The sequence below is a fragment of the Lysinibacillus sp. FSL W8-0992 genome (assembly GCF_038008685.1).
Taxonomy (GTDB): Bacteria; Bacillota; Bacilli; order Bacillales_A; family Planococcaceae; genus Lysinibacillus.
Genome location: NZ_JBBOZQ010000001.1, coordinates 2,264,965 through 2,286,032 on the forward strand (window position 1 = coordinate 2,264,965; position 21,068 = coordinate 2,286,032).

At 36.7% G+C, this 21,068-nt stretch carries 28 protein-coding genes and 1 other annotated feature; of the genes, 24 read left to right on the forward strand and 4 right to left on the reverse strand.

What is annotated here, in order from left to right; genetic code table 11:
* Positions 1-2: 2 nt before the first annotated feature.
* The 9 genes from NSQ74_RS11260 (at position 3) to NSQ74_RS11300 (ending at position 6,676) form a co-directional block, all read left to right on the forward strand.
* Positions 3-890 (forward strand): phage tail family protein, encoded by an 888-nt coding sequence (locus NSQ74_RS11260; RefSeq protein WP_340823379.1) that lies wholly within the window; start codon positions 3-5, stop codon positions 888-890.
* A gap of 2 nt (positions 891-892) precedes the next feature.
* On the forward strand, positions 893-1,999 hold the full coding sequence (locus NSQ74_RS11265) for a siphovirus ReqiPepy6 Gp37-like family protein (protein WP_340823380.1): 1,107 nt from the start codon (positions 893-895) through the stop codon (positions 1,997-1,999).
* Positions 2,000-4,210, forward strand: a complete 2,211-nt coding sequence (locus NSQ74_RS11270; protein WP_340823381.1) for a hypothetical protein — start codon at positions 2,000-2,002, stop codon at positions 4,208-4,210. It abuts the gene before it with no gap.
* The gene (locus NSQ74_RS11275; RefSeq protein WP_340823382.1) at positions 4,207-4,539 is read left to right on the forward strand and encodes a hypothetical protein; all 333 of its coding nucleotides are present in this window, start codon (positions 4,207-4,209) and stop codon (positions 4,537-4,539) included. The genes NSQ74_RS11270 and NSQ74_RS11275 overlap by 4 nt, the downstream gene beginning before the upstream one ends.
* 21 nt (positions 4,540-4,560) lie before the next feature.
* A complete protein-coding gene (locus tag NSQ74_RS11280) occupies positions 4,561-4,713 on the forward strand; it encodes a hypothetical protein (protein ID WP_340823384.1) in 153 nt (50 codons plus the stop codon).
* Between the two features lie 84 nt (positions 4,714-4,797).
* Positions 4,798-5,214 (forward strand): phage holin family protein, encoded by a 417-nt coding sequence (locus NSQ74_RS11285; protein ID WP_340823385.1) that lies wholly within the window; start codon positions 4,798-4,800, stop codon positions 5,212-5,214.
* Positions 5,211-5,879 carry a M15 family metallopeptidase gene (locus NSQ74_RS11290; RefSeq protein WP_340823386.1) on the forward strand — a complete coding sequence of 223 codons (669 nt, stop codon included), beginning with the start codon at positions 5,211-5,213 and terminating at the stop codon, positions 5,877-5,879. Before NSQ74_RS11285 ends, NSQ74_RS11290 begins: the two co-directional genes overlap by 4 nt.
* A 219-nt stretch (positions 5,880-6,098) precedes the next feature.
* On the forward strand, positions 6,099-6,320 hold the full coding sequence (locus tag NSQ74_RS11295; RefSeq protein ID WP_340823387.1) for a transcriptional regulator: 222 nt from the start codon (positions 6,099-6,101) through the stop codon (positions 6,318-6,320).
* A complete protein-coding gene (locus tag NSQ74_RS11300) occupies positions 6,317-6,676 on the forward strand; it encodes an aconitate hydratase (RefSeq protein WP_340823388.1) in 360 nt (119 codons plus the stop codon). Before NSQ74_RS11295 ends, NSQ74_RS11300 begins: the two co-directional genes overlap by 4 nt.
* 22 nt (positions 6,677-6,698) lie before the next feature.
* Here NSQ74_RS11300 and NSQ74_RS11305 read toward each other — a convergent pair whose 3' ends face one another.
* The 4 genes from NSQ74_RS11305 to NSQ74_RS11320 all read right to left on the reverse strand — a co-directional run bounded on the left by NSQ74_RS11305 (position 6,699) and on the right by NSQ74_RS11320 (position 8,631).
* Positions 6,699-6,938, reverse strand: a complete 240-nt coding sequence (locus NSQ74_RS11305; RefSeq protein ID WP_340823389.1) for a DNA-binding protein — start codon at positions 6,936-6,938, stop codon at positions 6,699-6,701.
* Positions 6,939-7,190: 252 nt separating this feature from the next.
* On the reverse strand, positions 7,191-7,340 hold the full coding sequence (locus NSQ74_RS11310) for a hypothetical protein (protein ID WP_340823390.1): 150 nt from the start codon (positions 7,338-7,340) through the stop codon (positions 7,191-7,193).
* Positions 7,341-7,477: 137 nt separating this feature from the next.
* Positions 7,478-8,335: a hypothetical protein gene (locus NSQ74_RS11315; RefSeq protein ID WP_340823392.1), complete on the reverse strand. Its 858-nt coding sequence runs from the start codon at positions 8,333-8,335 to the stop codon at positions 7,478-7,480.
* Between the two features lie 77 nt (positions 8,336-8,412).
* Entirely contained in the window at positions 8,413-8,631 is a 219-nt protein-coding gene (locus tag NSQ74_RS11320) for a helix-turn-helix domain-containing protein (protein WP_340823393.1), read from the reverse strand.
* A 181-nt stretch (positions 8,632-8,812) separates the two neighbouring features.
* Between NSQ74_RS11320 and NSQ74_RS11325 the strand changes: the two genes are divergently transcribed.
* The 15 genes from NSQ74_RS11325 to rplU all read left to right on the forward strand — a co-directional run bounded on the left by NSQ74_RS11325 (position 8,813) and on the right by rplU (position 21,052).
* Positions 8,813-9,697 carry a helix-turn-helix domain-containing protein gene (locus NSQ74_RS11325; protein ID WP_340823394.1) on the forward strand — a complete coding sequence of 295 codons (885 nt, stop codon included), beginning with the start codon at positions 8,813-8,815 and terminating at the stop codon, positions 9,695-9,697.
* Positions 9,698-10,006: 309 nt separating this feature from the next.
* On the forward strand, positions 10,007-11,305 hold the full coding sequence (locus tag NSQ74_RS11330; RefSeq protein ID WP_340823395.1) for an FtsK/SpoIIIE domain-containing protein: 1,299 nt from the start codon (positions 10,007-10,009) through the stop codon (positions 11,303-11,305).
* 4 nt (positions 11,306-11,309) lie between these two features.
* Positions 11,310-11,837: a replication-relaxation family protein gene (locus tag NSQ74_RS11335; RefSeq protein WP_340823396.1), complete on the forward strand. Its 528-nt coding sequence runs from the start codon at positions 11,310-11,312 to the stop codon at positions 11,835-11,837.
* A 15-nt stretch (positions 11,838-11,852) separates the two neighbouring features.
* Positions 11,853-12,419: a hypothetical protein gene (locus NSQ74_RS11340; RefSeq protein WP_340823397.1), complete on the forward strand. Its 567-nt coding sequence runs from the start codon at positions 11,853-11,855 to the stop codon at positions 12,417-12,419.
* Positions 12,420-12,641: 222 nt separating this feature from the next.
* Complete coding sequence (locus tag NSQ74_RS11345) at positions 12,642-13,292, forward strand: hypothetical protein (protein ID WP_340823398.1); 651 nt, start codon at positions 12,642-12,644, stop codon at positions 13,290-13,292.
* Between the two features lie 98 nt (positions 13,293-13,390).
* A complete protein-coding gene (locus NSQ74_RS11350; RefSeq protein ID WP_340823400.1) occupies positions 13,391-13,984 on the forward strand; it encodes a Maf family protein in 594 nt (197 codons plus the stop codon).
* A 33-nt stretch (positions 13,985-14,017) separates the two neighbouring features.
* The gene (gene radC, locus NSQ74_RS11355) at positions 14,018-14,689 is read left to right on the forward strand and encodes a RadC family protein (RefSeq protein WP_401009863.1); all 672 of its coding nucleotides are present in this window, start codon (positions 14,018-14,020) and stop codon (positions 14,687-14,689) included.
* 655 nt (positions 14,690-15,344) lie between these two features.
* A complete protein-coding gene (locus NSQ74_RS11360; protein WP_340823403.1) occupies positions 15,345-16,364 on the forward strand; it encodes a rod shape-determining protein in 1,020 nt (339 codons plus the stop codon).
* Between the two features lie 13 nt (positions 16,365-16,377).
* Positions 16,378-17,289 carry a rod shape-determining protein MreC gene (gene mreC, locus NSQ74_RS11365; protein WP_340823405.1) on the forward strand — a complete coding sequence of 304 codons (912 nt, stop codon included), beginning with the start codon at positions 16,378-16,380 and terminating at the stop codon, positions 17,287-17,289.
* Positions 17,289-17,813 (forward strand): rod shape-determining protein MreD, encoded by a 525-nt coding sequence (gene mreD, locus NSQ74_RS11370; protein WP_340823406.1) that lies wholly within the window; start codon positions 17,289-17,291, stop codon positions 17,811-17,813. Before mreC ends, mreD begins: the two co-directional genes overlap by 1 nt.
* Positions 17,814-17,842: 29 nt before the next feature.
* Complete coding sequence (minC, locus tag NSQ74_RS11375; protein ID WP_340823407.1) at positions 17,843-18,511, forward strand: septum site-determining protein MinC; 669 nt, start codon at positions 17,843-17,845, stop codon at positions 18,509-18,511.
* Position 18,512: 1 nt separating this feature from the next.
* Positions 18,513-19,310, forward strand: coding sequence for a septum site-determining protein MinD (gene minD / locus NSQ74_RS11380; protein ID WP_172772210.1), 798 nt, complete (start codon positions 18,513-18,515; stop codon positions 19,308-19,310).
* Positions 19,311-19,452: 142 nt separating this feature from the next.
* Entirely contained in the window at positions 19,453-20,007 is a 555-nt protein-coding gene (locus NSQ74_RS11385; protein ID WP_340823410.1) for a M23 family metallopeptidase, read from the forward strand.
* Positions 19,997-20,608, forward strand: coding sequence for a stage IV sporulation protein FB (locus NSQ74_RS11390; RefSeq protein WP_340823411.1), 612 nt, complete (start codon positions 19,997-19,999; stop codon positions 20,606-20,608). Before NSQ74_RS11385 ends, NSQ74_RS11390 begins: the two co-directional genes overlap by 11 nt.
* A 45-nt stretch (positions 20,609-20,653) precedes the next feature.
* Positions 20,654-20,729, forward strand: a sequence feature (ribosomal protein L21 leader region).
* Between the two features lie 14 nt (positions 20,730-20,743).
* Positions 20,744-21,052: a 50S ribosomal protein L21 gene (gene rplU, locus NSQ74_RS11395; protein WP_010860053.1), complete on the forward strand. Its 309-nt coding sequence runs from the start codon at positions 20,744-20,746 to the stop codon at positions 21,050-21,052.
* Positions 21,053-21,068: the final 16 nt, after the last annotated feature.

Sequence of the window (21,068 nt, forward strand, 5' to 3'; positions counted from 1 at the left end):
ATTTGAATATAAAAGAATTAAAGATTACTAATAGTCGTGACGATTCGATAACATTCGGTCGTCATTTCTTTTTGACTGAAGACTTTCAAATTAGTGGGCTTAAAGCAAATGTAAATACATCTACATTTACGAGTGATGGGGCACATTATCAATCAACTGTATTGAATGTACGCGAGGTAGATATTCCGTTTTATATCAAACGTGACGGAAATGAAGCTTGGTGGATTGAAGAAAAGCGACATGAAATGTATACAGTATGTAATCCTAAACACAATCCAATGAGATTAGACTTCACTACAAAGGGTGGACAGGAGTTTTATTTATACGCAAACGCAGAGATGGCGCCTGTCTATAGCAATGGCTTTGAACATGACAATAAAAAATGGTTAAAAGGTTTACTACAATTTATAGCTACTGATCCATTTATATATGAAAAAGATGATTACTTTGCTGAAATTGGCCTTTGGAATCCAGGGCTTGAATTTGCATTAGACATACCTGAAGGTGGAATAGAATTGGGATACCGTACGCCTTCCACAATGATTAATGTGGAAAATACAGGGCAAGAGGCTACTGGAATGATTATTCGGTTTAAGGCTACGGCAACTGTGAAAAATCCATCGTTAATCAATGTAAATACGTATGAAATGTTAAAGCTTAATACTACAATGCGACCGGGTGATGAGATCTTCATTAATACGAATCGCGGTAAACGTTCAATAATATTAAGCCGTAACAATGTTCAAACAAACGTTTTTAACATACTAAACTTGTCCTCCACATTCTTGCAGATAGATGCCGGAGACAATCTCTTTAGGTATGAAGCAGAGGAGAACATCGACTTTTTGGAAGTGTCGTTTAATTATCGTGCAAGGAGAATAGGGGTGTAAGCATGGTAGATTTATTTGTATTTGATTTAAACTTCAATGCTCTTGGAGAAATAAGTGAGTATAAAAAACTTATTCTCCAAAGGAACTATTATAAATTCAGTATGCTTACTTTGATTGTACCTGGAACACCTGAAATGATTGAACTTTTAAAAATGGACAACATTATTACTACACAATCAGTTCCTGATTACGGCTATATTATTCAGCACTTCGATTACATTGATCAAAATGGAAGTGAAATTGAAGTTGTTGCATACTCGCTAAACTTCTTAACCTCTTGGCGAGTTATTGAAAGGCAACAACGGTATGTAGGAAATGTGGAGGACATTATTAAATCTTTCATTTCATCAAATGCAATCAATACAAGTTCAAATAAGGTATTGCCAAATTTAAGACTAGCAACGAATACAGGCATAAAGATTGTGGACGACAGCACTAAAACAGGTGGACCAGTGAGTGAGCATTGTTTTGCATTATGCCAGAAGCATGAGATGAGCTTTGATATTTTGATGAATCACAAGGAAAAAAAGTATGAAGTGTATACATGGCAGGGTGAAGATCACAGTATTACTCAAACGGTTTTACCACACGTAATTTTCAGCAAAGAGTTTGATAATGTCATTAAACAAAACTATGTAAACAGCAATATAGAAACAAGAACAACTGCTATAGTGGCGGGTGAAGGTGAAGGCACTGACAGAAAGACTGCAACAGTAAACGATCATTTAAAAGGTTTTAACAGACGTGAATTGTATGTAGATGCAAGGGACTTACAAAGTACTTATTTAGATGATAATAATAACAATGTCACATTAACTCCTGTGCAATATATAGCGACTTTACAATCAAGAGGTAATGAAAAGTTAGCTGAATACCAAGAAATCGAAACATACGAAAGTGAAATCGATATGTTCGCTCAGTTTGAATACGGCATCGATTATTCCCTAGGTGATGTAGTTAGTATCCGAAATGATGAGCTTACAAAGGTGATGCATGCAAGGGTAGTGTGCGCTGAATTAACGGTTGATAGGGACGGCCAAGAATTACGTGTAGAATTTGGCTCGAATATTCCTACATTGAACGAGAAATTAAAAAAGGCGGTGAGGTAATTGGCTATACGAAGTGGAATGTTTAATAGTGTAAATGGTGATAGAAAAGTTGATGCAGCGTTCTTCTCTTTATTCTTTTCTACTTTCATCGGTGATGGTGTGTTTCCTAATCCATCAACAGGACTACAAATTGTGGAAGGCCAAGGAATGCAGACTATTGTTAAACCAGGTAAGGGGTGGATACAAGGTCGATTTGTGATAAATGATAGTGACCACATATTTAAGCATGATATTGCTGACGGTGTATTAAAGCGAATTGACCGTGTGGTGATGCGTCTTAATCATTTAACAAGACAAATTGAAATAGTGTTAAAAAAGGGTTCGCAGGCATCAAGTCCAACAGCTCCAATTATTCAGCGAGATGCAGAGGCATATGAATTAGTTTTAGCCGATGTTTTAATTAATGCTGGCACCACTCAAATAACACAAGGTAACATTACAGACCAACGATTAAATAAAAGCTTATGTGGCATTGTACATGGAGTCGTTGACCAAGTGGATACGACTACAATTTTCAACCAATATCAATCATGGTTCAACCAATATAGCACTGATAAAGCGCTTGAATTCGAAGCTTGGCAAACACGCGTTACATCAGAACTTGAGGCATGGATTCAAGCTGAAGAATTAGATTTCACAGCATGGAAACAAGACCAAGAGTTAACGTTCACGCAATGGTCTGACGGTCGTAAAGACGCATTCGATGTGTGGTTCGCTACAATCAGAGGCATATTGGATGAAGAAGCCGCGGGTAATATTATGAACGTAATTAATGACCATAAGGATTCTCCAGTACCACATAAATATTATGATGAAGGATTGGCTCAACCTATGCTGTATGGATTAAAGCGAAACGCTACTCTAGACACACCAGCGTTTGTATATGGAGCTACCGAGGCGGGTCCTCATGAAGTTATTAATCTTCCGAATTATGAGCAAGTGGAAGGTATTAAAAACGTGGTTGCTAGCACTGGTGGGCGATTGACGTCAGAAGATGGTAAAACATATGTCGCATCCATGTTTAAATACGCACGACTTAAAGATATTCAGGGGGACGATTTATTAAAACCTATAATAGACGATTTCACTACAAGGTTTCCTTCTTTAGCTCCTAGTTTCCTACCTAATACATTCGCAGCAGCACATAAATATAAATTGCGTGATGATATATACTTAATCGCTAATATAGCAACGATAGTAATATATGATTTACGTCAGGGTAGAGTGATTAATGCTTTTAATGCGACAACTGGGAACTTCGTTGGGGTAAATGGCGGAGGGCAATATTTTGAAGACGCTAAATATTACTACATTCGTGGATATTGGAATAGTGGGTCTGCACAGGGGTTGGCATTTATAGTAATTGATAAAACAACATTCGAGTTTGTTAAGAACATCGGACAATCAGCGAACCCGCCAACAACAGTATCCTATAGTGCATTTTATTGTGGGGAGATCGCTTTTAGCGATGGCGTATTTTTTGTAGCACCGAGTGGCTCAACAAGTGTATATGCGTTTAGGTTAAATTATGATTCTAGTGGCATTCCAAAAGACTTTGATTACAGACATAGTTATGCAGTAATCGCTCCTATATTGGCAGTTGTAGGTGTACCAGGAGGGATGTGCTGTATTTTTTATACTTCGGGACAATCAGGTAATAGTTATATTGAAAAAGTATCCTATAACCCCACAACGGGCGCACTATCAAAAGTTAGCTCAAACACAAGCTCAAGTTCCATGCCAAAAATTTCCGCAACGTGGGTATACAAGTATACACATAATAACGCCAATATTGCATTAATTCCTTTTGGAAATGGTACGTCGTCGATAATGAATTTCTACAACCTAGATACTCTAACTAATTTAGGAAACATTGTAAATGAATATAATTATAATCCAATAATTAATAGCGCAGGGGACAAGTTCTATATGCAGCCCAGCAATCCTACTGGATATACTGTTGGTGGCCAGAGTTGGGACACTATATATGAATATACTAAAGGGGCAACAAATGGTTGGAGTTTCAATTATTTTTTAGTTCCCGCAATGTTCAATCCCAATAATTCGACTCTTCAAAGATTTATAACCCTGTCTCCAACTCTTAGTGCGGTTTTAGATAACGAATTATATGTTAGACTTTCAGCAGAATATCAGCATAGAAAACTCTCTAGTGTTAAAACTGTACAATCATGGATGGAGGTTACACAATGAAAAGAGTTTATTTGTTTTTAAATGAAGATTCGACTTACACAATATTTTATGTAGAGAGTGCTATACCTGAATATCTAAAATCGGATGTTATAGAAGCCGATATTCCAGAAGTGGAAGATGGTGTATTACGAAGAGCTGAAGATGGGACGTTTTATTTCGAACAGTTCCCAATAGTTCCTACTCCAGAACCTGAACCAGAGCCAATACCACCAGTCGAAACAAGTATTGAAAAACGTTTAGAACAAATTGAATTGACATCGGCTTACACGCAATTGCAAGTTGACTATGTAGCATTCTTAACAGAAATATTGACAACACAACCTAAATAATAAAACTTGGAGGAATTAAATATGAATATCACATATGTAAATGCAAAAAAAGTAATCGGTTCGGGGAATTATAATCCACAACAAATGATGACATTGCTTGATTTATATGTAGCATACAATCGAATTACTACAGAGCAATACGCTGAATTAATGGATATGATGATTACACTGTAAACGCAAGCATAGCTTAGCGTTATTTTTTATGCCTTCCACAGATGATTGTGGAGGGCTTTTATTATACGAAAAGGAAGGTGTCAGATGAAAACAGACACACTATATACATCAATCGTAGGTGGCTCAATGGCATGGGTCGCTTATTTTGTTGGTGGCATTGACCATTTAATCAAAGCATTTATCATTTTTATGATTATTGATTATGCACTAGGATTAATGGTTGGATATGTTTACAAAAATATTGAGAGCAAAAAAGCATTTAAAGGCTTATTCAAAAAGACTGCAATGGTATTAATGGTCATTGCTGCAGTGCAATTAGACTTAGCAACCGAGAGTGGAAACTTCATGCGTAATGCAATGATTCTTTTCCTTATCGGTATGGAAGGTATCAGCATGATTGAGAATTTAGGAAAACTAGGAATCAAAGTACCGAAGTTTTTATCAAACGCATTTACACAACTTCAAATCGACAATGATGATAAAAAGGATGATGCGAAATGAGTACAAGTGTAACAACAACATGCCGAGACTTATTTGAACTATTACCTGCTGCACAATCAGCCTGTCGTTTACTATTCCAAGAGTGCTACAAGGCAGGCATTAAAAACATCTTCATTACTGAAACATATCGCTCACAGGAACGACAAAATTATCTGTATGCACAAGGTAGAACACGACCAGGACAAATTGTTACTTGGACTTTAAATAGTAATCATAAATCACGACTAGCATGGGATATTGTTGTTGGTCCTCCACAGTCATTATATGATGTCGTTACTTTAAATCGAGTGGGGGCTATTGCACGAAAGCTAGGTATTACTTGGGGCGGTGATTGGATAGGCAGTATTGACCGACCGCATTTTGAAGTTAAACCAACTTGGCTAATGCCTAAAGGCTATAAATTAGAAGGACAAGTAACTGTTCCGACTAATAGCAAAGGACAAGTTCAATTAATTGTGGAAGACAAGAAGGAGGAAATTACAGTGGCAAATACAAATTGGAATCCAGGCTCACCAGCTATGAAAACTGAGACAGAAAACTTTATTGCTCAGGCTGTTAAAGATGGTATTATTCAAGATTCACACTTGAAAGATTTACAGAATGGTATGATGACAACGGATCGTTTGTTAGGTTTGTACATTACGATTCAACAAAGACGTAAATAGTATTGTTCAGTTTTTGATGAGAATGATGTTTTAAGATGTAAATGTCATTGTCAGTTAACAAATGAACACGCATAAATATCAACAATGACAAAGCACAGGTACTCAATTAATTTTGAGCCTGTGCTTTTTTTATTTCTCAAAAATTTACACTTGCCAAAACACGAACGATTGTTCTATTATAAATACAAACGAATGTTCTTGTTGGAGGAGTGTACAGTGATGAAAGAACAACTGATAAAAGCTATGCAACGCAATCAAGTAGTAAACATGATGTATATAGCAAAAGATGGTTCCGTAACGAAAAGACGAGTAAAAGTCATAAAGATTATTGGTGATTCATTTCAAGCATACTGTTTTACAAGACAGGCAAAGCGTACTTTCATGATTGATAGCGTATTAGCGGTTGTTCCAATCATTCACAAGGAGCGTTCAGTTGTATGATAAAAGCAGAGCAAAGACAACTACTTCATAAATATGTTGTTTACGATATGGCCATACAAACATTACAGCGTGACTACAAGGTGATTGAAAACCTTAAAATGAGCAATGTGTATTTACCAATACTCGATAAGCTTTTAGATGACATTTCACAAGAATGTTACAACTCGAAAAGGCTTTTGGCTAAAGATAAAATAAGAGTCGTGAGATGGGAAAAGACTGACGAATACTTTAGTGATTTAATTGTTGCTACAGCAGGTGAGGACCTTGTGTTGACATATGCAAATATGGCTTTAAAAACGCAAGTGGAAAAATTATTATTAAGTCATCTAAATAAACAACCAGGCGCTCATAGTTAATTGAGTACCTGGTCTTTTTTGTTTATTCATCATAAGGTCTATATTTTTTACGAAGCGATTCAAGTTCATCTTTTTTCTCAAGCAGTACACTTTTTAAAAACATTTTAGGTTGTTCTTTAGCTGCTTTTAACTTTCCTTCTTTCATTAAAATTCCTATTCGAGCTTTTGATATTTCCAAGACCTCAGCAGCTTCTGCTGCAGATAGTAATTCGGTATTTAAAAATTCGAGAAGTTCTTCAGTTGTTGCAAATTCATATTTCATACAATCACCTTTTCTTTGTGGACATAAATAGTATTCTTATGATGTGAATTAAAACCGTAATTCCGTAAAGCGCTAATAATACATAATCTATAGTTGCAGGATTGTGAAAATCAACATACGTGAGTATGATGGCTGTACTAGCCATTAATAAAGCAATGTTTGTATAACCAAATCGTTTAATCATTTTTTTCATACATTTAAGTGGATGTGTTATAATTTATTTGAGAAGGAGGCGTCAACCTCCTTCCATTGTTACTTGCGACGTTTACCTTTGGTAGGGGGGCGTCGCTTTTTCTTTGTCCCTTGCACCATGTCGTAAATGTCTTTCAAGCCCGATGTGAAGGCTTTGAATGCTGTTGCGACTAGTGCTACTGTTGCAAGGACTTTTTCTAAATCATCCACTCTTTTTCACCTCCTTTCTATAAATTAATTATACTACATCTATTTAAAAAAGTAAATAGGTTTTGTGCATTTATTTTGATTTTATTGAAATAAATTACTGCTTCTATTGGAATAAAAAAAGCCACTCGATTGAGTGACTAGTTTTGAAATGCTTGATGTTCAAAGTAATTATTAACTACGTTAGGAATATTATCAGTCAAGAAGTTATCCCAATTGATTTTATTTAATGTTTCTTTATTGATTTCAAAAGACATAACTATACCGTCTTTTTCATTTCCATAAGTATCAACAAGTGGGAAGTACCAATGAATAATAATAATATCAAGACCTTCCACTTTACTTAAAGGTTTGAGAATATCCTTGGAATCCAACCACATACCTTTTTTAGTCATATTTTTTGTTAAGTTTTCATTAGCGTTCAAAGCAATAATCGCACCTTTATCAGCTGCTACATACTGAATATCATTAATAGTATTCTTTTTTAAATTATTCTTCTTACCTAATTTATCATTAATTATTTTTTTCATATCGTTTACTAGAATTGTTTCACTTGTATCCGTAGTATTTACCTGCGTTGTCGGTGTTGGTGTCGTTTCAGTAACAATAGCTTTTTGTTCTTCTGATTTATTAACTTCTTCAGGTTTATCAGCTTCTTGTTTAGCTATTTGTTCCGCTAATGCTTTTTCCTCAGCTTCTTTAGCAACTCGCTTTTCCTCTTCTTGTGCCTTTAACTCAGCTTCTTTTTTAGCTTGTTCGTCTTTATCAACTGTAACTGTTGTTTTTTCTGCATCGGCTTTAGCTGAATCGGCTGGTTTCTCAAGTAAATTATCTAAAGACATCAAACCCACCATTAACAAAAAAGATATACCTGCAAACTTTAAGAATTTCATACCTTGAGCTTTATTGTTCTGTTTAAACTTTTTGTAGGTTAAAGTACTGAAAGTTATCAACGATATGAAACTCAATACTCCAACTATTGCAATAAAATCTGACAAAATAAAAACCTCCCTCTATATTTCCATTTTAGGAAATTTGGTAATGAAAGTACATACAAAAAAACAGACAACCTTAATTAGTTATCTGCTTCATCTATTGTTTGAAATAATTCACCGATATTATCAATCATAAGTGCAACCATAATTTTTTCTAAAGCTTCCTTCGGATACATCTTTACTTTATTATTGGCGATCTCACTGATTAAGCGTGTAGTCAAGCCTGTTTTCTCCGCTAAATCCTTCTGATTCATATCTCGTTCTGCAAGTAATATTTTCAACCGTGATTTTAGATACACGCATTTCACCTACTTTCATTTCTTATTCCATAATTAAATTATAAATTAATAAACAAAATTACGCAATTAGTAATTGCATTATTATTTTTGTGGTGTTATCATGTGAGTAATGAAATTACTTTATTAATAATTTTTTTATTTTTAGAGTAACATTATTACTTTTTGGGTGAGGTGAAAAACGTTGGCATTCGAATACTTAGCACAATACACAACATTCGATTCAGTAGCAGATATGGATAAAAGTGTGGAAGACCACATGGCGGTTCACTATTACGACTTAACAGAATCAGAAAGAGCTATCGTTTATAAATTAGCTAGTCACAGCTTAGAACATACAGGAGCATGCCATTTAAAGGCATCGACAATAGCTGATGCATTGGAAATCAGTACAAAGACAGTTTATCGAAGTGTTAAGAAATTAGTTGAGTTAGGCATCGTCGAAAAGGTAGCTCAAAGCAAATTAAACGGCATTAAAGGTGCAAGCATTTATCGCATTCTACCTTATGTCCCATCGAGCATGTCCCAACGAAAGACAGCAGATGAATCCAGTAATGACGCGGTTTGCCGTCCACAATCTAAAAACCAATCATCAAAATCTTTTAATCTTTCTTCTTTAAAAACAAGCACTTTACAGGAAGTATATAATAATGCTCATGCTGAAAAAGAAGCTTGTAAGGAATACATGAACGAGTACCAATTGATGCTGTTTGATTTCATGAATAGCTTGCCATTGGCTGATAACTTGAAAGATGAATTACACAAAGTTGTATTAGCTGCACAGGTTCAAAATGCACCTGATTTCATTAAAGCGAAAAATGTTCTATTCAAGATTGCTATGGATATTAAAGAAGGTGCTTTAACTGTAGCTAGTACATTGAGAGCTGTATTTGTAGGTGCGTTTAACAAGGCTGTTGATCGTTTAGAAAGTAAGTCGAGTAAATCTTCATCTATAGAAGAAACTCCTTATAAAGAACGCCCAGTGCCTTTCTACAATTGGTTAAAAGATCGCGATAGCCTTCCACAATCAATAAGTAGACCGACTTTGGATAACTGGCTTGAATTGTGATTGGGTACCCATGAAAAAGAGGGTACCTTAGGCTTTGAAGATACTTGCAAATTGCAGGTACCTACAAATCGAATTTAAACATTTAAACCACTGACTATCTGTCAGTACTTGAATTTAACTGACCTATTATTTATACCTACTTGAATACCCGATGCTGTGCCTGATTGAATGCCATGTGAGTATTACATCGGGCATCTATGTAATGTAGCAGTATCAACGGTTCAAACGCTTTTTAAAAATGCTCGATATAAGCAACTCTTACTACGTAAGAGAACCGTGACGACTATGAATTGAAGAAGGGATGAAAGCGTGCTGTTTGAAATCTTAACAACTGGATTAATGGGTGGAATTGCATTGAAAGCTTTTTCTCAACACAAAGGACTTTCTACAAATGATAGTGGAAAGATTCAGCGCATTATTTCACTTGCTGGATTAAACGTTAAAGATGGTAAGGATACACTGACGACTCAACTTATTAAAAAGAATAAGCATGAGTGGGGATGGGAATATAAGTACCGTATACCTTTAGGTCGTTCATTTAGTGACTATGAAGCGAAGCGAAAGGTCTTAGAGGATGGGCTGAATAATCGTAAGAAGAACGTTACCTTTAATGATTTACGTCAATTAAATTTCAGCGGAGATCTTCTTCCTCAGCTTCAACAATTGTGGAAGGCAAAACTAACGGAGCAAAAAGAAATTGAATTGGCTTATGATGGCTTACTAATTGTTAGGGTGTACGATAAACCACTCGCTAAAGAAGTGTCATTCATTCCAGGAGAAGGTTGGAAAGTACCTGTAGGGGTTACGAGAGCATTGAACGAGTTAAAATATCACGACTTTGAAATGGTGCCGCATGTAGTTCTTGGCGGTGCGACTCGATATGGAAAGAGTAATTTCATCAATTCAACTATTTGTAGTCTGGTGCATTGTGAACCAGAGCATACAAACCTTTATTTAATTGACCTTAAAGGTGGAGTGGAATTATGCGATTATGAAAATATTAAACAAACGGTTTCCATTGCATATGAACCACACGAAGCCCTCCACACTTTACAGATGGCATATGAAAAGATGCGAGATATTCAACGAGATTTAAAACGAATGGGTAAAAAGAGTGTCCAACATGCGGGTATTAAAGAACGTTGTTTTGTCATTGTGGATGAAGTAGGAGAATTAAATCCATCTGAGGCAGTAACAAAGGAAGAAAAGCGGTTAAAACTAGAATGCCAAACAATCATGAGCCAAATAGCAAGGCTAGGTGCTGGACTAGGTTTTAGGTTAGTCATAGCAACACAGTATCCAGTAGGCGACGTTATTCCACGACAAGTAAAACAGAATGCAGATGCAAAACTATGTTTTAGAGTGCAATCAGCCGTTGCATCACGTGTTGTACTGGATGCGGAAGGGGCAGAGTCTTTGCCAATGATTAAAGGTCGCGCTATATACCAAACAGCCGATAAACGAGAAATACTACAAACACCACTAATCACATCACAAATTATCCACGATACGATACAACCTCATATCATCGAAAAGAAAGGGGAGCGCGTTGAAGAATCAGCTATCAAACCGAGAAGAACAGATACTGTTACTTTTGAAGAAGTTTGATTTTATGACGCGTGATCAACTTAGTAGATATTTCAATTTAGGAAAGAAACGAAATACAAATAGGGTCCTCCACAATTTATCAGAATATCTATCATCCATTAGAGACGGTTACGAAACAATTTATTACCTTAGTAAATTAGGTCGGTTATATGTTGGTTGCGATAAAGTCCGAAGGGTAGGTGGGCATGTACATCACACCATCGTGCGCAATGAGTTTTGGCTGTTCTATAGGTGCCCGAGGGATTGGAAGAACGAAGTGAAAATATCTGATGGCAATACAAATATCATTGTGGACGGCATGTTTTCGCAAAATGGATTTAAACACTTTTTAGAAGTCGATAATTTACAAACCATGAAGCAGAACCGTGAAAAGATTAAACGATACGGATTGTTGATGGATAGCCTGGTTAAACAAATGGGCTATTATCCAACCATTGTATGGCTTACTACAACTGAATTAAGACGTAAGCAGCTAGAGGAATCCTGTGGAGGGCTAAAGTGCAAAGTGTTTACGATTAACGATATTCAATAATAAGGGGGATATTAAATGGTATTCAAAAAGAAAATGCAAGTGGTGCCAGTGAGTGAGTTTACAGATTATACTGAGCGTTTTGAAGCGATGGATAAGATACGAGAGGAATCTAAATTTGCTACTCGAAAAGACGTAGCATTAATGACAACAATACCTACAGTTGGAGCAATCGGTTTGTTTGCATATAACAAGATGACTAGTATGTCTTCCACAATCAATGAAGTGGCTGCGGTACAAAGTATACAACAATCTATTCCGGTAAGTGTAGAACCTGTACAGTCACTTGTAGACGCTTATACATCAACTACTATCCCTGTGAATGCTTTAGCACAACCAACAGGGGTTATTGCTGATAAGTCACTTGAAATGCTTGCAAACATTTTAGATCCAATGATTCAGGTAATGGTCGCGATATCTTTCCCAGTTGCTTCAGTGATAATGATAGGTGCATGCTTCTTCTTTATGTTTGGGAATAGCGAAAGAGCTTGGAATACAATTATGAATGCAGGACTTGGTTATGTATTAATTCAGATGTCACCTTTATTCTTGGAGATACTTAGAACGATTGGTAAGGCAATATAATAGAAGAAAGACCACCCTTATAACAGGTGGTCTATGGTAACACTTTTGGTAACAAAATATTTAATTTTAATGTTAAACATCACAAATCTATATGCATAAATGTGCAGTAAAACAGCATATAAGTATAATACCCAACCTATCAATATATGACGTAAGAGACGACAGCAGTCTCGTCTTTTTTCATCCTCATTTTGATAGGTTGAAATAAGAGGTGATGAACGTATGAAAATTGTTAGTCAGGTAATAAGAAAACAAATAGTGCGCGCAATGCTAATTGGTGGCATCGTCGGGCTTTTTGGTGTAGCCATTTTTTTAGGCGTTCTCCAGGCGAGTACCCAATTTTCTTTAAAAAAGGACAGTGAGGTAGCGAAAAACGAAACTGAAACACAAGCAGAAACAGATTCAGAAACAATACCGACAGCAGGAGGTACTGGGACCTCAACTATGTTTTATGCGAGTCAAGCTGGTGTATTTTCTAATTATGAAAGTGCAAGTGCATTTATAGCAGAACATCCTACACTGCAAGAAAGTGCAGTAGTAGAAGTAGAGGGTAAATATTATGTTTGGACAAGTATGGTGACAGCGGAAAATGACTTAGTTTTTTTAAAGGATCCTCCAACATTTAAAAAAGCATTTAGTGTTAGTGGCGATAGTTGTAAAGAGGCGACAATTGCAGAAATAACAAATGTATTAGCTGATAAAAATACTAAAAAATTAAATTTTAGTGAGGCAGCAAATGATTCTACGCTACCTTCTGATTGGCAAAGCATTGGCAAGGCCGCAACCTCTATTTCCAGTGATATAAGCATTATACGCCTTCAAATTTTCGCGCATTACAAATCAAAAAATGCTTGTCTTCAAACAAAATTTTAAGTAGATAATTTAGCTAAAAGCGCATTATCTTGATTTTTAGAAAATTTTCAAATATCACATTCTCCGTTATGATAGAGAGAAGGAGGAATGGTGAAATAATGTTTGAAACGAATCATAAATTAGTGCTTGCTTCCGCTTCACCACGACGAAAAGAATTGCTTGCTATGCTTGACCTTCCGTTTGAAATTGTGACAAGTAATGTAGAAGAGACAAGCGTAACAGCAACAACAATGCATGATTATGTAAAAGGTGTGGCACTTCTAAAAACGCGTGATGTAGCGCAAAAAAATCCAAATGCAACGATTATAGGTGCAGATACGATTGTCGTCTTTGACAATGAGCTACTGCATAAGCCAAAAACCCGTGAGGAAGCAATTTCTCACTTATCACGTTTATCAGGCAAGCGTCATGCGGTCATGACTGCTGTTGCCATCATTGAACCAAATGGATTGGAAACGACATTTGTGGAAGAAACAGCCGTTGTATTCCATACTTTATCGCAGGAGCTTATAGAAGCGTATGTAGCATCTGGAGATCCTTATGATAAGGCAGGCGGTTATGGTATTCAAACAGCTGGTACCCTTTTAGTTGAGCGAATTGAAGGAGATTATAACAATGTTGTGGGGTTACCACTTGCAGCGTTGTTTGCGCAATTGGTAGCACGACATATTATCCAATTTGCGAAGGAGTGAAACTAATTGCCAATAGATGTTTTACCAGATATGATGATTCGTGACGTCAATATAGCAGACCGACCACGTGAACGACTTTTAAGGCAGGGGGCAAAGAGCTTATCCAATCAGGAGCTGCTAGCCATTTTACTGAGGACAGGCACGAAGGAAGAATCTGTACTTGTACTTGCCAATCGTGTTTTAAGCACATTTGAACGTTTACATCATTTAAAACATGCGACAATTGAAGAAATGGTTGCCATAAAAGGTATTGGAGAGGTAAAGGCAATCCAAATTTTAGCTGCAATCGAGCTTGGAAGGCGCTTGTCTCAAAAGCAAAATGATGACAAGTATACTGTTCGTTCTCCACAAGATGCCGCTGCATACCTAATGCCTGATATGACCTCACTGAGTCAGGAACATTTTGTTGTACTTTTTCTTGATGTAAAAAATCAAATCATTCATAAAAAAACGATTTTTATCGGGGGTTTGAATGCGTCCATTGTGCATCCGAGAGAAATTTTTCGGGAGGCTGTAAAGCGATCCGCTGCCTCTATTATATGTGCTCATAATCATCCAAGTGGTGTGCCGACACCGAGTCCAGAAGATATTGAGGTAACGAAAAGAATTCAGGAAGCTGGTTTTATTATTGGTATTGAATTACTTGATCACGTCATCATCGGTGACCATCAATTTATTAGCTTAAAAGAAAAAGGTTATTTTTAGCACTGTACGATTAAAGGCTTTTTAAATAAGTCTTGCATAGGACGCACAACCTTTACTGGACAAGCAAAGGCTGTTAGCAGTCGTACAATTAACTTAGCTCCTCGTCTGCTAAATGCGCGTATTAGTAAGGAGCATGTCGCTCACGCATGCAATACGCAGTAGTGGAGCTTGCTAGTTTTACTACAGAACAGCTTTTTGTAAATTAAATAGCTTTGTCGACAAGCTGAGCTCTGCAAATATTTTGCAGAGCTCTTTAGATTAATACTTCTGTTAATATTACTAAGTGACTCCCTAGCGCAGCGCATTTATTTAGGAGAAAAAAATTTTTCTAGTATATTTTAGCTTTAGTATAGTTTGAGCGATTTTAAGCACTTTAATAAAAAAATGAACCTTTTTGATTGAATGACGTTATTGTATTCGTAGAAATATCTATAGCATTCACAAAAATTGGTAGCCTATAATGCGTTGTTTTACATGAAAAAAAATAATATGCTAATCTATACGTACTATTTTTAGTTTAAGAGGGAATTAAAATAGTAAGTTTTCTGCAAGATGAGGTATGTGGCACTACAAATTCTTGCATTTATCCGTTATAATGAACGGTATGATTTTATGTCAACGATAGTATGGCTTAAATAGAAAGGGAGTACACAATTTGTTTGGATTAGGTAGTAAAGATGTCGGGATTGACCTTGGCACAGCGAATACATTAGTTTTTATTAAAGGGAAGGGGATCGTTTTACGCGAGCCTTCTGTAGTAGCGAAAAACACAAAAACAGGAGACATCGTTGCAGTTGGTAATGATGCGAAAAATATGATTGGCCGTACACCTGGGTCAATCGTGGCGATTCGTCCGATGAAAGATGGCGTTATTGCTGATTATGATATTACAACAGCGATGATTGAATATTATTTAAAAGAAGCTTGTAAGAATTCTGGCGGTAATTGGAAAAAACCGAATGTAATGATTTGTGTGCCATACGGTATTACATCGGTTGAACAACGTGCAGTTATCGATGCATCTCGTCAAGCAGGCGCAAAAGAAGCCTTTACAATCGAAGAGCCATTTGCAGCAGCTATTGGAGCGAACCTACCAGTTTGGGATCCAACAGGTTCGATGGTTGTTGATATCGGTGGTGGTACTACTGAAGTAGCGGTTATTTCTTTAGGTGGTATCGTTACAAGTGAGTCTGTACGTATCGGTGGGGATGCGATGGACCAATCGATTATTTCATATATCCGTAAATCGTATAACTTAACAATTGGTGAACGTACAGCGGAAGCAGTAAAAATGGAAATTGGTACAGCGTTTGCTGAAGGACCTGATGAGAAAATGGAAATTAGAGGTCGTGACCTTTTAACTGGTTTACCAAAAACGATTGAAATTTCGTCTCAGGAAATTTCAGAATCATTGCGTGAAGCGGTATCATCAATTATTGATGGTGTACGAAAAACGTTGGAACAAACACCTCCAGAATTATCTGCTGATGTGATGGAGCGAGGTATTGTTTTAACTGGTGGTGGCGCGTTATTAACGAATTTAGACAAAGTTATTAGCCGTGAAACAAATATGCCTGTATTTATTGCTGAGGATCCATTAGACTGTGTAGCTATTGGGACAGGTAAAGCTTTAGATCATATTGATTTAATTCGTCAACAACAAGTAAAAGGGTAAGGAGGTTTAGGCAATGCCACATTTTTTTTTCAATAAGAAAGTAATACTGCTACTTGTGGGCATGGTTTTTCTTGTGGCATTGATTAGCTTCTCATTACGAGATCGGACGAACGCAACTTTACCAGAGCAAATTATTAAAGATACTGTCGGCGTCGCACAATCTATTGTTGCGAAGCCGGCGAATTACATAACTGGTATTTTTAATAATATTGACTCCCTCTTAAACACGTACGAAGAAAATAAACGTTTAAAAGCACGCTTAGAAGATTTTGCAGCTGTACAAGCCGAAGCATTGGTATTAAAATCTGAAAATGAAAAACTACTAGAACTTACAAAGTCAGAAAGTTTAAAGGCGTTTAATCCTATTCAAGCAACGGTTATTGCTAGAAATCCTGACCAATGGGAAGAAAAAATTATTTTAAATAAAGGTTCATCTCATGGTGTAGAAAAAAATATGGCAGTTATGACAGCGAAAGGGCTAGTCGGTAAAATTACGTTAGTGACCCCTTTCACCTCTGAGGTTGAGCTTTTATATACAAATAATCCTAACTATCGTGTTTCAGCGATGGTTTTAGGAGAAAAAGAGGCATACGGTTTAATCGAGGGCTTTGATAAAGAACGAAATGAACTCATTATGAAGCGAATCGATTCTAGCTTAACTGTAAAAGTAGGCGAAAAAGTAGTTTCTTCAGGTCTTGGTGGTATTTTCCCTAAAGGTGTACCAATCGGAGAAATTACGGAAGTTAGCACAGATGATTTTGGCTTAACGAAAATGGCTTATGTAAAACCATCTGCTGATTTTTCTATTTTAGAAAATGTTGTAATTGCAAAACGATCAGTAACAGTTATTGATGGTTCTGACGGTGATGCAACAAATGAAGATTTAACAAATCCACAAAAGGTTACTGAAGAGGGGGAAAAGTAATGGTTCGATTTCTTATTCCCTCTGTTGCAGTATTGCTATTTTTACTAGAACCAGAGTTTGCTATGCTCTCACCGATTGAAGTGGGAGGGCATATCTATTATCTAGTACCTCGATTTTTAATTTTATACTTAATATTTATATCCATCTATTACAGCCGTCAACGAGCGGTAATGTATGGACTTTTTTTTGGTGTCTTGTATGATGTGTTTTACATTGATATTATTGGATTATATTCGGTACTATATCCGCTTATTTGTTTTTTAGCAGGGTCTATCGTGAAAATAATTCATCAGCACTTAGTTGTGACAACGACTATTTCAGTTGTTTTAGTAGCAATTTTAGAATTCGTACTTTATCAATTCTTCTACCTAATCGCTTTTACAACGATACCGTTAACGGATTTCTTACAATCACGACTACTACCAACAATCATTGCTAATACGTTATTTTTAATGATTCTTGGTTGGGCCTTCAAGTATCTAATTAATGCGCGTGTCTTACAGAGAGCACGTGAAGTTTCTTAATATCAAGAGCAACGTGGGGTGAGGCATTCATGAAAAAACAATTAGTTAATATGAAGGGAACAAAGGATGGTTTTGTTCTTCGTTTAGACGATCAATGTTCGTATGCCGATTTAGTAGATGAGCTAAAACGAAAAGTTTCAGAAGGCGGTATCGATGGTAAAGTAGATGTACAATTACATTTAGGCTATCGATACTGTTCAGATGAACAAGTAAAAGAGCTAGTAAAAATTGTTCAAGAATCAGAACAGTTAATTGTAGCAAAGGTGCAAAGTGATGTACTGACTGTCCATGAAAGCAACCAGAAAATGATAGAAAGCCAACAAGATACATATGTAGGAGTGGTCAGATCGGGACAAATTCTACGTGCCACTGGGGATATAGTAATTGTGGGGAATGTGAATCCGAATGGACGTGTAGAAGCTGGTGGTAATGTTTACGTCCTTGGCAGACTAAAGGGAATTGTACATGCAGGTGTACATGGAAATAAGGAAGCAATTATTGCTGCCTCTCGTTTAGAAGCCACACATATTATGATTGCTGATCAGGTTGAGGCAATGTCAGATGAACATGTAAAAGCTATCAATCAAGCAGACATGGCTTGTGCATTTATTGGCTATGATGGGCGTATTGCGTACGATCAAATTCATGCGTTAAAAAATATTCGACCATTATTGAATGTGTCTAAGGGAGGAAGCTAGTGTGGGAGAAGCGATCGTCATAACTTCAGGTAAGGGCGGTGTCGGTAAAACGACAACAACGGCTAACCTCGGGACTGCATTGGCTCTACAAGGGAAAAAAGTATGTTTAGTAGATACAGATATTGGCTTGAGAAATTTAGATGTCATTCTAGGTCTCGAAAACCGTATTATTTATGATTTAGTTGATGTTGTTGAAGGACGATGCAAGATCCATCAAGCATTAATTAAAGATAAACGTGTAGATGATAAACTATTTTTATTACCTGCTGCTCAAACGACAGATAAAAATGCTGTCACACCTGAGCAAATGGAGAGCTTAGTAGAGGAATTAAAGAGAGACTATGATTATGTTTTAATTGATTGTCCCGCTGGCATTGAGCAAGGCTATCGCAATGCAGTGGCAGGTGCAGACCATGCAATCGTTGTAACGACACCAGAAATTTCAGCTGTACGGGATGCAGATCGAATTATTGGACTGCTTGAACAAGAAGAAATAACTGCTCCTAAACTAATTATTAATCGTATTCGTCAGCATATGATGAAAAACGGCGATACACTGGATGTCAATGAAATTACAACACATTTGTCAATTGATCTATTAGGCATTATTGTCGATAGTGAAGGTGTTATCTCATCATCAAATAAAGGTGAGCCGGTCGTTATGGATCCGACTAATAAAGCATCTTTAGGTTACCGTAATATTGCCCGACGCATATTAGGTGAATCTGTGCCCTTGATGGCCATTGAGGACGAGCACCGAGGAATGTTCTCAAAACTTAAAGCATTGTTTTCAAGATAATCAATACCTTTTCGTGCATGTGCGCGGAAAGGTTTTTTTATTGAAAGCGAATTGTGTGAGAATTGTGTGAGTGACTGGCACATTTTTTGCGTGCATGAATGGACATGCTGCCTCATATAGTGTGAAAAAAGAGGATGAGAGCTTGTTTAAAAAATGGAAATGGATTGTCATGATATTACTTGTGGCTGCAATTATGCTTGTTATTCGATTAGAAGATCAAGGCGTAATGGAAACTCCTGTGCGAAAGCTTGTAACGACATCAGCAGATTTAACATACTTAAGTGAGCTCGGAAAAAGTCTGCTAAAAAAAGAGGAAGAAACGATAATGGTTTCAAGTGATGTAGGGCAAACTGAACTATTAACGTTCACGAATGCGCAAGTTTTTAAAGAAGGGTTTTTATTACAATATGATGTGGGTCTTCCAGTATACGCAGGGCAAAGTGGGCTCGTTGTTTTTACAGGCCATACAAAATATACCGGTAAAACGATGACAGTTAGCTATGAAGATGGCACAACGGTCTCCTATGGGATGCTCGATAGTTTAGCGCAGTTACCATACACGACTATACAGGCCAATGACTTAATCGGTATGAAGCAGACTGGACAACTCTATATTTCGATTGAGAAAGACAAAACTCATTTTGATTTAGAACAAATTGTCCAGTGGCTTGAAACAACGGAGAACGATGAAAGTTAAATTGCATTTATTATGTATCCCTCTGATTCTGTTAATGATTTTCAGTGGCCAGATTGCTTATTATGCAATTATTTTGACTTCGTTGCTATGGCATGAAGCTGGTCATATATTGGCCGCGGTGCTTTGTGGCGTGAAAATAAAATCATGTGTTATTGCACCATATGGAGGGGAAATTGAATTTGAAAATCCAGCAGCTGTGCAGGCATCTTCACTACTTTGGATTGCACTAGGAGGTCCAATCGCCACTATACTGGGGATTGGTCTTGCTTTTTTCATGCCGGATTTAATTGCAATTCGACTAGTCAATGTGCAGCTAGTGTTACTAGTAATTAACCTAATCCCAATTATTCCACTGGACGGTGGAAGGATACTCTTAGCATGTTTATTTTTATTTTATCCAAGTGTGCGAGTATTTGAATATTATTATTCGCTCTCACTAATTTTTGCCACTATCCTATTCATTGTAACCTTAGTGAATTTGCCACAATCCATTTTTTTGACTGTCCTTTGCCTATTTATATGGTTGCAAGTACTAAAAGAATGGAATTATCGAAAGTATCGTTTAGCTTTTGAGAAATATGTAATGAACAGGTTGACTTGATAGAATTCGTGTGGTAGTATTTTAATGTTATTGTTTGTAGCACCCGTGCTACTACAACCGCTCTGGGAAGGTTCAAGTATCTTTGGATCACCTTCATATACAGGCGAGTCTGAGTCTAAGAGGAGGTGCAGTAAAATGTACGCAATTATTGAAACTGGTGGTAAACAAATCAAAGTAGAAGCTGGTCAAGAAATCTATGTTGAGAAATTAGGCGTAGAAGCTGACGAGGTTGTAACTTTCGATAAAGTTCTATTCGTAGGTGGCGAAAACGTAAAAGTTGGAGCTCCATTCGTAGAAGGCGCTACAGTAACAGCTAAAGCTGTTAAAGAAGGCCGTCAAAAGAAAATCGTTGTTTTCAAATTGAAAGCTAAAAAGAACTACCGTCGTAAACAAGGTCACCGTCAACCTTATACAAAATTAGTTGTTGAATCAATCAATGCTTAATTGTGAGGTGTAACAT

What these genes read in the sequence shown, in the direction of transcription:
- NSQ74_RS11265 (WP_340823380.1), top strand. Translation starts at nt 893, where the DNA reads ATGGTAGATTTATTTGTATTTGATTTAAACTTCAATGCTCTTGGAGAA.
- NSQ74_RS11275 (WP_340823382.1), top strand. Translation starts at nt 4,207, where the DNA reads ATGAAAAGAGTTTATTTGTTTTTAAATGAAGATTCGACTTACACAATA.
- NSQ74_RS11280 (WP_340823384.1), top strand. Translation starts at nt 4,561, where the DNA reads ATGAATATCACATATGTAAATGCAAAAAAAGTAATCGGTTCGGGGAAT.
- NSQ74_RS11285 (WP_340823385.1), top strand. Translation starts at nt 4,798, where the DNA reads ATGAAAACAGACACACTATATACATCAATCGTAGGTGGCTCAATGGCA.
- NSQ74_RS11290 (WP_340823386.1), top strand. Translation starts at nt 5,211, where the DNA reads ATGAGTACAAGTGTAACAACAACATGCCGAGACTTATTTGAACTATTA.
- NSQ74_RS11295 (WP_340823387.1), top strand. Translation starts at nt 6,099, where the DNA reads ATGAAAGAACAACTGATAAAAGCTATGCAACGCAATCAAGTAGTAAAC.
- NSQ74_RS11300 (WP_340823388.1), top strand. Translation starts at nt 6,317, where the DNA reads ATGATAAAAGCAGAGCAAAGACAACTACTTCATAAATATGTTGTTTAC.
- NSQ74_RS11305 (WP_340823389.1), bottom strand. Translation starts at nt 6,938, where the DNA reads ATGAAATATGAATTTGCAACAACTGAAGAACTTCTCGAATTTTTAAAT.
- NSQ74_RS11335 (WP_340823396.1), top strand. Translation starts at nt 11,310, where the DNA reads ATGACGCGTGATCAACTTAGTAGATATTTCAATTTAGGAAAGAAACGA.
- NSQ74_RS11340 (WP_340823397.1), top strand. Translation starts at nt 11,853, where the DNA reads ATGGTATTCAAAAAGAAAATGCAAGTGGTGCCAGTGAGTGAGTTTACA.
- NSQ74_RS11345 (WP_340823398.1), top strand. Translation starts at nt 12,642, where the DNA reads ATGAAAATTGTTAGTCAGGTAATAAGAAAACAAATAGTGCGCGCAATG.
- NSQ74_RS11350 (WP_340823400.1), top strand. Translation starts at nt 13,391, where the DNA reads ATGTTTGAAACGAATCATAAATTAGTGCTTGCTTCCGCTTCACCACGA.
- radC (WP_401009863.1), top strand. Translation starts at nt 14,018, where the DNA reads ATGATTCGTGACGTCAATATAGCAGACCGACCACGTGAACGACTTTTA.
- mreC (WP_340823405.1), top strand. Translation starts at nt 16,378, where the DNA reads ATGCCACATTTTTTTTTCAATAAGAAAGTAATACTGCTACTTGTGGGC.
- mreD (WP_340823406.1), top strand. Translation starts at nt 17,289, where the DNA reads ATGGTTCGATTTCTTATTCCCTCTGTTGCAGTATTGCTATTTTTACTA.
- minC (WP_340823407.1), top strand. Translation starts at nt 17,843, where the DNA reads ATGAAAAAACAATTAGTTAATATGAAGGGAACAAAGGATGGTTTTGTT.
- NSQ74_RS11390 (WP_340823411.1), top strand. Translation starts at nt 19,997, where the DNA reads ATGAAAGTTAAATTGCATTTATTATGTATCCCTCTGATTCTGTTAATG.
- rplU (WP_010860053.1), top strand. Translation starts at nt 20,744, where the DNA reads ATGTACGCAATTATTGAAACTGGTGGTAAACAAATCAAAGTAGAAGCT.